At 55.7% G+C, this 11008-nt stretch carries 11 protein-coding genes and 1 tRNA gene; 11 read left to right on the top strand and 1 reads right to left on the bottom strand.

The window, feature by feature from the left end; all coding sequences use genetic code 11:
• Nucleotides 1-75: 75 nt before the first annotated feature.
• The 11 genes from murI to HCQ99_RS06335 all read left to right on the top strand — a co-directional run bounded on the left by murI (nt 76) and on the right by HCQ99_RS06335 (nt 9551).
• On the top strand, nt 76-891 hold the full coding sequence (gene murI, locus HCQ99_RS06285) for a glutamate racemase (RefSeq protein ID WP_166987532.1): 816 nt from the start codon (nt 76-78) through the stop codon (nt 889-891).
• A 25-nt stretch (nt 892-916) separates the two neighbouring features.
• On the top strand, nt 917-1657 hold the full coding sequence (rph, locus tag HCQ99_RS06290; RefSeq protein WP_166987535.1) for a ribonuclease PH: 741 nt from the start codon (nt 917-919) through the stop codon (nt 1655-1657).
• Nucleotides 1658-2260 (top strand): RdgB/HAM1 family non-canonical purine NTP pyrophosphatase, encoded by a 603-nt coding sequence (rdgB, locus tag HCQ99_RS06295; RefSeq protein ID WP_166987538.1) that lies wholly within the window; start codon nt 1658-1660, stop codon nt 2258-2260. It begins immediately after the preceding gene.
• Between the two features lie 109 nt (nt 2261-2369).
• The gene (locus HCQ99_RS06300) at nt 2370-2525 is read left to right on the top strand and encodes a zinc transporter permease (protein ID WP_166987541.1); all 156 of its coding nucleotides are present in this window, start codon (nt 2370-2372) and stop codon (nt 2523-2525) included.
• A 90-nt stretch (nt 2526-2615) separates the two neighbouring features.
• Nucleotides 2616-2697: transfer RNA gene (locus tag HCQ99_RS06305), tRNA-Leu, on the top strand.
• Between the two features lie 45 nt (nt 2698-2742).
• The gene (locus HCQ99_RS06310; RefSeq protein ID WP_166987544.1) at nt 2743-3870 is read left to right on the top strand and encodes a branched-chain amino acid aminotransferase; all 1128 of its coding nucleotides are present in this window, start codon (nt 2743-2745) and stop codon (nt 3868-3870) included.
• Between the two features lie 13 nt (nt 3871-3883).
• The gene (locus tag HCQ99_RS06315; protein WP_166987547.1) at nt 3884-4699 is read left to right on the top strand and encodes a fumarylacetoacetate hydrolase family protein; all 816 of its coding nucleotides are present in this window, start codon (nt 3884-3886) and stop codon (nt 4697-4699) included.
• Between the two features lie 5 nt (nt 4700-4704).
• Complete coding sequence (gene rlmN / locus HCQ99_RS06320) at nt 4705-6132, top strand: dual-specificity RNA methyltransferase RlmN (RefSeq protein ID WP_166987550.1); 1428 nt, start codon at nt 4705-4707, stop codon at nt 6130-6132.
• A 9-nt stretch (nt 6133-6141) separates the two neighbouring features.
• Nucleotides 6142-7071 carry a LysR family transcriptional regulator gene (locus HCQ99_RS06325; protein WP_166987554.1) on the top strand — a complete coding sequence of 310 codons (930 nt, stop codon included), beginning with the start codon at nt 6142-6144 and terminating at the stop codon, nt 7069-7071.
• 14 nt (nt 7072-7085) lie between these two features.
• A complete protein-coding gene (gltX, locus tag HCQ99_RS06330) occupies nt 7086-8600 on the top strand; it encodes a glutamate--tRNA ligase (RefSeq protein WP_166987557.1) in 1515 nt (504 codons plus the stop codon).
• 9 nt (nt 8601-8609) lie between these two features.
• Nucleotides 8610-9551 (top strand): NAD(P)/FAD-dependent oxidoreductase, encoded by a 942-nt coding sequence (locus HCQ99_RS06335; protein ID WP_166987561.1) that lies wholly within the window; start codon nt 8610-8612, stop codon nt 9549-9551.
• On the opposite strand, the gene tgt is transcribed toward HCQ99_RS06335, so the two are convergent.
• A complete protein-coding gene (gene tgt, locus HCQ99_RS06340) occupies nt 9548-10855 on the bottom strand; it encodes a tRNA guanosine(34) transglycosylase Tgt (protein ID WP_166987564.1) in 1308 nt (435 codons plus the stop codon). The genes HCQ99_RS06335 and tgt overlap by 4 nt on opposite strands.
• Nucleotides 10856-11008: the final 153 nt, after the last annotated feature.

The following is an 11008-nucleotide window of genomic DNA, read 5'->3' on the forward strand; positions in this document are numbered from 1 at the left end:
CTTCTCATATCTGCTGCCGCGCACAAAAATAACAAGCAGGGGATCCTCTAACCTTTGCAGGGTACATTTATAGGCGTGAAGCAGAAGTTTCCAGAACTTGATACAACCCTACCCATCGGCGTTTTCGACTCTGGTGTTGGCGGCTTAACAGTTGCGCGCGCAATTAGGGATCAGCTGCCAAATGAAGCAATAATTTACCTCGGCGACACCGCCCGCAACCCCTACGGCACAAAACCCATAAAAGAGGTGCGTGAATACTCGCTTGAAATGCTCGACAGGCTGGTTGCAGAGGGCGTGAAGATGCTTGTGATTGCCTGCAACACCGCCTCCACAGCAGTGCTGCGCGATGCATACGAACGCTACGATGTGCCGGTGGTAGAAGTGATTCGCCCCACGGTGCGCAGCGCGATTGCCCTAACCCGCAACGGCAATATTGGGCTTATCGGCACCCAAGCAACAGTAAAAAGTCGTGTGTACGACGATTTCTGCGCTGTGCACGGCGGAGTTGACCTGATTAGTCAGGCGGCACCCCGCTTTGTTGAGCTCGTTGAAGCTGGCACAACCGCAGGCCCAGAAGTGGAGGATGTCGCTAAGCGCTATCTCGAGCCGCTAATCGCAGCCGACATCGATACTCTAATTCTTGGCTGCACCCACTACCCGTTCTTGCAGGGCGCGATTAGACACACCGTCGGCCCCAATGTGGCCTTAGTTACCAGTGACACTGAAACCGCCAACGAGGTCTATCGTGTGCTGCGCAAGCTCGACCTTTTAAACCCACAAGACCATCCGCCTCAGATACGGTTTGAGGCGACGGGCAGAGATACCGGCTCGTTTAAAGCGCTCGCGCAAACAATGCTCGGCCTGCAAATCGACAGTGTGACGCGTATCTAACACGCGCATTTAAGAAAGGACAAACATGACCCAGACCCGATTTGACGGCCGCACCCCGGAACAGCTGCGCGACATAAAAATCGAACGCGGCTGGAGTGAACAGGCCGAAGGATCAGCGCTTGTAAGTTTCGGCAAGACAAAGGTGCTGTGCACAGCAAGCTTCACCAACGAGGTGCCCCGCTGGAAAAAGGGGGAGGGCACCGGCTGGGTGACAGCAGAGTACGCAATGCTGCCGCGCGCGACCAGTGAGCGCACGGGTCGCGAATCAGTGCGCGGTAAAATTGGGGGCCGCACCCACGAAATTTCACGTCTCATCGGGCGCAGTTTGCGCGCTGTAGTTGACACCAAAGCCCTCGGTGAAAACACTATTGTCATCGACTGTGATGTGCTGCAGGCAGACGGCGGCACCCGCACAGCCAGCATTACGGGAGCTTATGTCGCGCTCGCAGAAGCTGTTGCGTGGGCGAAAGAAAGAAAGTTTATTCCTTTGAGAAATAGGGTGCTCACCGACTCTGTCGCTGCGGTGTCTGTTGGTATCGTTAACGGCCAAGCTGTGGCAGATTTGCCGTATATTGAAGACTCAACCGCTGAAACAGATATGAACGTTGTGATGACAGGTTCTGGCGACTTCGTTGAGGTGCAGGGAACGGCAGAGGGGGCTCCTTTTACGCGCGATGAGCTGGCGCAACTGCTCGATCTTGCAGAGGCCGCAAACAGTCAGTTGCGCGCCGCACAGGAAGCGGCTTTGCAAGGAGTTGAGTTCTAAATGACTGAAGTTATTCTCGCCAGCCGCAACGCACACAAACTAGAAGAGTTGCGTGCGATTCTTGCGCCTTTGCTACCTGAGGTGCAACTTGTTGGTGATGACGGGCCGGAGCCGGTTGAATCTGGCATCAGCTTTGCCGAAAATGCGCTCATAAAGGCGCGGGCAGCGGCGATCCGCACGGGCAAACCGGCGATCGCTGACGACAGCGGAATTGCGGTGCGTGTAATGGGTGGCGCGCCGGGTATTTTTTCTGCGCGCTGGGGCGGGCCGGCTCGGTCAGACAGTGCGAATGTTGACCTACTGCTGTGGCAGTTAAAGGATGTCCCGGCAGCGCATCGAGAGGCCAGTTTCGTGTGCGCGGCCGCGCTGGTTGTGCCGGACGCAGCTGGATCAACCACTGAAGATGTGGTGCTCGGTGAGTGGGAAGGATCGGTTCTTAACGAGCGGCGCGGCGAGAATGGTTTTGGGTACGATCCAATTTTTCAGCCCCGCGGCATGGATGTTTCTGCGGCTGAGATTGACCCGGAAAAAAAGAATTTACTGTCGCACCGTCGGCGGGCGTTTGAGGCTTTGATTCCGCTCTTGCAGCAGCGGCTTGGCTGAGCGAAAAACCCCTGATGAAACTGAGTTTGTTTCTCACTTCCAGTAAATTGACAACCTCTCGGTGCACGGTCACAATTGGTGTAACAGCTATTAAGTAAGGAACCAAATTATGACTGAAGAGCACAAGACTAGCGAGCACACCGTTGAAGAGCATGCGCATGGCGCAGACTGTGGGCATGAGACGGTTGAGCACGGTGATCACGTAGATTACCTGCACGACGGTCACCGTCACGCTGAGCACGACGGTCACTACGACGAGCACTAAGCATTATTAATGCGCAGGCGGCGGGTTCTTAATTGAGCCTGCCGCCTGTTGCATATGCGCAGCCGTAATTTACGCTAAACTGTTTGCAGCGCGGGAGTGGTGGAATTGGTAGACACGCAGGATTTAGGTTCCTGTGCCGCAAGGCGTGAGAGTTCAAGTCTCTTCTCCCGTACTAGTGCGCGCGGTATTTATGCCGCGCGCATCTTTATCTGCACAGATGGTTGTAACATCAGTGCATCAGAGAACGGAGCAAAAAGTGACCGTAGAATTTCAGGTGGTGCCAAGCAACCCAAAGAGTGACGCTGAAGTTGCTGAAATTTTAAAGGGTGAGCTGGGGTTCGGATCCTTTTTCACCGACCACATGATCTCAATCGTGTGGGAAAAAGAGACCGGCTGGCAAACTCCCGAAGTGTTGCCTTACGGCCCTATTGCGATGGATCCAGCAAACGCTGTGCTGCACTACGGGCAGGAAATTTTTGAGGGTGTGAAGGCATACCGTCACCCAAACGGGGAAATCGCAATTTTCCGGCCGGAGCGAAACGCTGCCCGATTCAACAAGAGCGCAAAACGTCTTGCGCTGCCCGAACTGCCTGAAGAGCTCTTTATCGCTGCGTGCGAAAAGCTCACTGCGGTTGATAGCCGCTGGGTGCCGGAGCAGGAAGGGTTCTCGCTATACCTGCGCCCGTTTATGTTTGCTGACGAGGTGTTTTTAGGCGTTCGCAGTGCGCACCGTGCACGTTTTATCGTTATCGCAAGCCCCTCAGGTAACTACTTCGAAGGTGGTTTGAAGCCGTTGAAGCTGTGGCTGTCGACCAGTTACAATCGTGCGGGCGTTGGAGGCACCGGCTTTGCAAAGTGCGGTGGCAATTACGCCGCATCACTCGTTGCGACAGACGAAGCTTTTGCAAACGGTTGCCAGCAGGTGCTGTTTACAGATGCCGGTGATAATGACTCAATAGATGAGCTTGGCGGCATGAATCTATTTCTTGTCACCAACGACAACAAGCTTCTCACCCCGGAGCTCAACGGAAATATTCTTGCCGGGGTGACACGTGAAAGCATTATTGAGATCGCCCGCGATTTTGGCTTTACAGTTGAAGAGCGTAACGTAACCGTCAGCGAATGGGCAGCTGGCGTTAAGAGCGGCTACATTCAAGAGGCATTCGCCTGCGGCACAGCAGCGGTGATCGCCCCGATCGGTTACCTAATCGGGCCAGACGGTTTTGAGATTGCGCTGCCACAGCCAACGGGCGATGTGACCGTGCGGATCCGCGAGGAGATCACCGGCATCCAGTTCGGAACGCGCGCCGACAAGCGCGGCTGGCTGCATCAGGTAGCGCAGTAGAGGGCGGCCGGTTGTGAAGATTGTTCGATTCTCAAAAGAGCAGAAAATCGCATTCGGTGTCGTCGACGAAGCTGAAAACGGTGATCTGGAGGTTGTTGAGCTTGCTGGTGATCCGCTCGGCGGGAAGTTTGAGACAACCGGCACTCGATACGGCTTCGGCCAGATCCGTGTTTTATCCCCGGTAGTGCCGATGTCAAAAGTAATCGGTGTGGGTAAAAACTATGTTGCGCACCAGCAGGAAATGCAGGATATTACGGGCGCTACTTCCGCCAGCGGGGCCTTTGAGCCGCTCCTGTTTTTAAAGCCGAACACCTCTGTGATTGGCCCCGGCGATCCAATCGTGCTGCCACAGGTTTCTAGCAATGTGCAGGTTGAGGCAGAGCTTGCTGTTGTAATTGGTGCTGTCGGGAAGCACGTGCCAGAAGAGAAAGCGCTTGACATAGTTTTCGGCTATACAGTGGCTAATGACGTTTCCGCTCGCGATCTGCAAGTGGCTGACGGGCAGTGGGCGCGCGCTAAAGGGTTTGATACTTTTTGCCCGCTCGGACCTGTCATTGAAACTGAGTTTAATTCTGATGCCGCGCGCGTAAAATCGCGGATCAACGGTGAAATTCGGCAGGATGCGCCGGTGCATGACATGATTCATTCGGTTGCGAAACTAGTCTCCTATGCCTCTTCAGTTTTCACCCTGGTGCCTGGCGATGTGATTCTCACCGGCACCCCCGCTGGTGTATCTACGATTACTGACGGTGACAGTGTTGAGGTTGAGGTGAGCGGCATTGGGGTGCTGCGAAACCCAGTAATCTCAGAAACCAAACTGTATAAATAGGGCTTATGGATCCAGCACGACTTAACCACAACACAGAGAAAGCAGATCTGGCGCCGCGTGTGCGCCAGGTTGAGGGGCGGCTGCGCGCGACTCGTCCACGTTCTGTTGGTGCAGCGGATAGGTCTGAGCGTCGGCAGGTGCGGCCGAAAGCGGAAGGGTGGAAGCAAATCACCAACCCAGACGGGCGCCCAACTCTGCAGTTTGCCGCGCCGCGTGTGAAACAGCCGCCAAAGCACCTGGCTGATATGAGTGTTGCAGAGCGCGTTGAAAAAGTGAAAGAGCTGGGGCTGCCCGCATTCCGTGCAAAACAGATTGCGAAACACTATTTTGAGCGCTACACCGCTGACCCTGAACGGATGACAGACCTGCCAAAAGAGGGGCGTGCAGAGCTTGTGCGAGAGCTCTTACCACCTCTTTTAACTGAGGTGAAACGTCTCACAACAGATGACGGCGCAACTGTGAAGTTTTTGTGGCGCCTGTTTGACGGATCCCTTATTGAATCAGTTCTAATGCGGTATCCGGGTCGTATCACGCTCTGTGTTTCCAGTGAATGCGGCTGCGGCATGAACTGCCCGTTCTGCGCCACCGGGCAGGCGGGGCTGACTCGAAACATGTCAGCGGCAGAAATCGTTGATCAGGTTGTGCAAGCAAACCGTGTTATCGCCGAGGGTGGGCTCGGCGTTGGTAGGCAGGCTGGGAACGGCGCAGAGCCTGAGCGCGTCACAAATATCGTGTTTATGGGCATGGGTGAGCCGCTCGCAAATTACAAACGGGTCATGCAATCAATTCGCATGATGATCGCCCCGGCCGGCGAGGGGCTGGGTATGAGCGCGCGCGGCATTACCGTTTCCACCGTAGGATTGGCTCCCGCGATCCGCAAACTGACAGCCGAGGAGCTGCCGCTCACCTTCGCGCTGAGCCTGCATGCGCCAGATGATGAGCTGCGTGATGACCTAATTCCGGTAAACAGCCGGTGGAAGGTTGACGAGGTGCTTGACGCTGCGCGCGGCTACTTCGAAAAAACTGGGCGGCGTGTGTCAATTGAGTATGCGTTGATCAAAGATATGAACGATCACGCCTGGCGTGCTGACCTGCTGGCTGAAAAATTAAATGCGCGCGGGCGAGGTTGGGTACACGTTAACCCGATCCCCCTGAACCCAACTCCGGGCTCTATTTGGACGCGCTCTGAGCCCGATGTGACACGCGAATTTGTGCGGCGCTTGAATGAAGCCGGAATTCCGACAACTCTGCGTGATACTCGCGGCAAAGAAATTGATGGAGCCTGCGGCCAGCTGGTCGCCACCGAAGCTGATAAAGCTGAGGCGCTGCGCAGCGCGCAGGCAGAAAATGCTGAGAATCAAGCCCGTCTTTTAGCGGCTGAAGCTGAACGTACACGCACTGTTGTAGATGCTCGGATGAGCGCTGACGACTGATGAGGCAGCATGGCTGAGGGTGTCGACTCAACAGACCTACGCATTTTGTACAGTCTGGGTAGCGAAGGTTCACTCGCCGGAGTTTCTGAAAAACTGGGGCTGAGCCAGCCGGCTGTGTCGCAGCGCGTAAAGCGACTGGAAGCAAAACTGCAGGTGCCGTTAACTGAACGGGTTGGGCGCAGTGTCCGCTTGACACCGGCGGGTCTGATTCTTGCCAGTCACGGTGCAAAGGTCGTTGCTGAGCTCGATGAAGCATTCGAGAAAATTGCTGCGTTAAAAGATGATCGCGGGGGGCAGCTGCGTCTGGTTGGGTTCCCCTCAGCTTCGGCAACCGTAGTGCCGGACATGATGCGATCCTTAGCCTCACTCGCCCCCGGAGTAACGATGCAGTATCGCGAGGCAGAGCCACCATCCGCCTTGGCAATGCTGCGCGATGGGGAAGTCGACTGCGCGCTAATTTTCGACTACCAAGACACCACCAAGCTGCCGGCTGGAACAGTCTATAAACCGCTGTGGCGGGAGCAGCTGCATCTTGTTATCGCTGCAGATGACGCCCGCGCTGCTGTTAAAGGTGCGGTAGACATGGCTGACTTTAGGGCAGACCACTGGATCGCTGGCTGCGAGAAGTGTCGTGGCAACCTGCTGTCTGTGGCAGCTGAGCACGGGTTCGAGCCGGACATTATTCAAGAGACCGATAACATGCCGGCGATGGTTGCGATGGTGGCAGCCGGCACTGCTGTGGCGCTTGTGCCGGGCTTAGCGCTTGCAGGCATGCGCACACTGCCTGAGGGGGCCAAGGCCGTATCCATGCAACGGGCGCGACATCGCACAGTCGGCTTGGCAACGACCGATACAGCGGTGCTGAGCCCGGCTGCCAGACTAGCGGCGACACTCGCAGCTGAGGTTGATGCTGGGCGCTGGGGGCTTGAGTCACTCTAGTAAACTTGCTTGTGATGACTACTTCAAGCAAATCTTTGTTCTCAACTGCAACCGGCAGCGACGTGCGCGTCCGTTTTTGTCCGTCACCAACCGGCACCCCACACGTGGGTATGGTGCGCACAGCTCTGTTTAACTGGGCTTATGCACGGCATACGGGCGGCACTTTTGTTTTTCGTATTGAAGACACTGATGCGGCACGAGACAGCGAAGAAAGTTTTGCGCAGATTATCGACAGCCTGCACTGGCTGGGTCTTAACTGGGACGAGGGCGTTGGCGTCGGTGGCCCGCATGAGCCATACCGGCAGTCACAGCGCGGCGAGATCTACCAGGAGGTTATCGAGAAGCTAAAGGCCGGCGGTCATCTCTATGAAAGCTATTCAACCCCCGAAGAGATTGAAGCTCGCAACATTGCTAACGGTCGCCCAAAGCAGCTTGGTTACGATAACTTTGATCGCGATTTAACCGAAGAGCAGAAAGAGGCCTTCCGCAGGGAAGGCCGCCAGCCAGCTTTGCGTTTCCGTGTGCCGGATGTTGATCTATCATTCACAGACCTGGTGCGCGGTGACATCACTTTTCCTCACGGTTCCACGATCGACTTTGTTGTTGTGCGGCCAAACGGGGCACCGCTTTACACACTGGTAAACCCTGTTGATGACGCTCTGATGGGCATCACCCATGTGCTGCGTGGCGAAGATCTATTGTCATCCACTCCGCGTCAGATTGCGCTCTACCATGCGCTTATTGAGATCGGAGTTGCGGGGCATATTCCAAACTTTGGCCACCTGCCATATGTGATGGGGGAGGGGAATAAGAAGCTTTCAAAGCGCGACCCCGAATCAAACCTCTTGCATCACCGCGACCGCGGTTTCATTCCCGAGGGGCTTATAAACTATCTCTCGCTGCTCGGCTGGTCGCTGGCCCCAGACCGTGATGTTTTTACCAGCGACGAAATGGTTGCCGCTTTTGATGTAAAGAACGTCAACCCAAACCCAGCGCGATTCGACCAGAAGAAAGCAGACTCGATAAACGCAGATCATATTCGACTGCTCGATCCGCAAGATTTTGAAGAACGTATAGTGCCGTATCTGATAGCCGGGGGAGCTCTGCCAGCTGAGCTAACTGATAAACAGCGAGAGGTGTTGCACCAGGCGGTGCCGCTCGTCCAGTCACGCATTACTGTGCTCAGTGAGGCTGTTGGAATGTTGGGCTTCCTCTTCACAACAGCTGAACACATTGACTACGCTGCTGATGCTCTCAAAGCTCTGTCAGATAACGCGCCTGAGGTGCTCGAGGCGAGCCAGGAGGCGCTTAACGCACTCAGCGACGATGACTGGCAGGCAGCGACAATCCAAGAAACGCTGCAGTCTGCGTTGGTTGAAAAAATGGAGCTGAAGCCAAGATTTGCGTTTACGCCACTGCGCGTCGCAGTTTCTGGCCGTCGCGTATCACCGCCGCTTTTCGAGTCGTTAGAGCTGCTTGGTAAGGCAGAGTCACTGACCCGTCTACAGCGGCTAGCAGACCAGCTTTAAGGGGGCGCTGTGCCGACAGCTGCTATCTGCGGCGCTGGGGATGCTGCTCCCGCAAACTGTTTTGACGCTGTGGTGATTGGGGCCGGGCCAGCCGGCCTTGCCTGCGCTCTCAACCTGGTGCGCGGCCATGCGCGGGTTCTGTTGGTCGATGCAAACCGGCCACGGCACTCGGCCACCCTTATCTCGCACGGTTTCATTACCCGTGACGGCGCATCCCCGCTGGAACTTAGGCAACTCGGGCGTGAAGAATTTCTCACCTATCCGAGTGCGAGCTACCTAATGGCAGAGGTTACTGCGGTGCAGCGCGGCGCTGATGCGGGGTTTGAGTTAAGCCTACGAACAGTGCGGGGCGCTGAGGTTAAAACTGTCAGCGCAAAGATCGTAGTGGTTGCAACCGGGCTTGCTGAACAGCTGCCTGAAATTACCAACCTGCGCGCCTATTATGGGACTGCGTTACACAGCTGTGTGATTTGTGACGGTTATGAAAAAACAAACAAGCCACTCGTCATCATTCCGCACCCGGAAATAGAACGGGAAGCTGTGCTGCAGGCGGAGACTCTGGTGCGCCGCTTTAGCCCTAGGGTGACGGTGCTAAACGCCGATAGCGTCAGTGAGATTATTGGTGAGCGCGCCCAAATGCACGGTGTGCGCCTGCACACTGGTGAGGTTGTTGCAGCAAGCGCCGGGTTTGTGCTGCCAAAGAGCTCTTTGAACATTAAATTCCTCGCGCCGCTCGGTGCGACCGAAACAGCATTTAAGGGTTTAGGGCTTTCGGATCCGCACGCAGCACATCCCGGATTAACGCGCATCAGCGGGCTTTATGCGGTGGGAGAAGCGGCCACTGGGAAACCTGAGCAGTTGCTGGTTGCAGCCGGTAGCGGCGCCGCGCTAGTGCCGCATCTGCTGCTTACTCTAAGCGAGAAAGTGAATCAAGAGCCGCGTAAAGCTTAGCTAGCGCGTGCAATTACCTCCTGGGCATACTCCTTGCCGTAGTAGCGATGCAGCGTTTCTTCGCGGAGCTCAGCAAAGGTGCCGTCAGTCATCGATGCGCGAATTTCATCAACGAGTCGCACAATAAACCGTTCGTTGTGAATTGTTGCCAGTGTTGCAGCGCCCATCTCGCGCGACTTAAACAAATGATGCAGATATGCGGCGTCATAGTTTTCGCAGGTGTAGCAATCGCAACCTATTTCAAGCGGCTCGAATCTGGTTTTGTGGATCGAATTTTTTGCGTTTACACGGCCGTCGCGGCTGTACATTGTGCCACCCCGAGCCTGACGGGAGGGGGCAACGCAGTCAAAAGTGTCGGCACCGGCCGCGATTCCCAGAAACAGGTCATCTGGTTCAGAGATACCGAGCAGATGGCGCGGTTTATCTTCCGGGAGTTCATCGGTCATCCAGCTCACAATTTCGCCGAGCCGCGGTTTTTCAATTGCGCCGCCAAGGCCGAAACCGTCAAAGGTCTGTGAGGTGTGTTCCGCACCCGTCATAGTGCCCAAATCTTTTGCCGCCATCCGCCGCAGGTCTTCGTATTGCGCTCCCTGAATAACACCAAACAGTGCCTGGTATGGCCGATCCGTCCGCTCTGTTGTAAGGCGCGCATGCTCGTCAAGGCAGCGTTTTGCCCACCGGGATGTGCGCTGCACAGAGGCTTCCTGATACTCTCGGGAGTTCATCAGCGTGGTCAGTTCATCAAAAGCGAACATGATGTCTGCGCCAATTTCGTGCTGGACGCGCATGGAGACTTCAGGCGTGAAGCGGTGTGTATCGCCGTTTATGAAGGATTTGAAGGTGACCCCGTCTTCATCAACCTTGGCAAGCCGGTCTTTGTCTTTTGCGATAACTTCGGCGGCGTTGTGTTTTGCCGCCTCCATTGAGAGAGTCTTCTTGTGACCTACACCGAGTGACATTACTTGGAAGCCGCCGGAGTCGGTAAAGGTTGGGCCGTTCCAGTGCATAAACTTTGCAAGCCCACCAGCCCGATCGAGGGTTTTGCTGCCGGGCTGCAAAAACAGGTGATAGGCGTTCGCTAAAACTGCCTGCCCGCCCAGCTCTCTAACAGTTTCAGGCAGCAAACCCTTCACAACTGCTTTCGTGCCAACCGGGATAAAAGCGGGGGTGTTGATTGTGCCGTGGGGTGTTGTGATCGTGCCTGTGCGACCCAGGGGTTTACCGGAGTGTGTGCCGGTAAAACCGTCGGAGGTAAGCACGCTATTTACTTGGAATCCAAAATTGCTGCGGTCATTAATAGACATGGGCACTATTCAAGCGCATTTACGCCTGCGACACGCCCGGGTGTTGGTGTTGTTTGCGTGGGGCCGGTCAGGGTGCGTAGAGTAGTCATCTGTTGGCCGAACGTCAGGAAACGGAAACACGGTCAGCGTCTTGGTGGGAAACACTGTTTACAC

This window comes from Canibacter zhoujuaniae, assembly GCF_011752015.1.
Lineage (GTDB): Bacteria > Actinomycetota > Actinomycetes > Actinomycetales > Microbacteriaceae > Canibacter > Canibacter zhoujuaniae.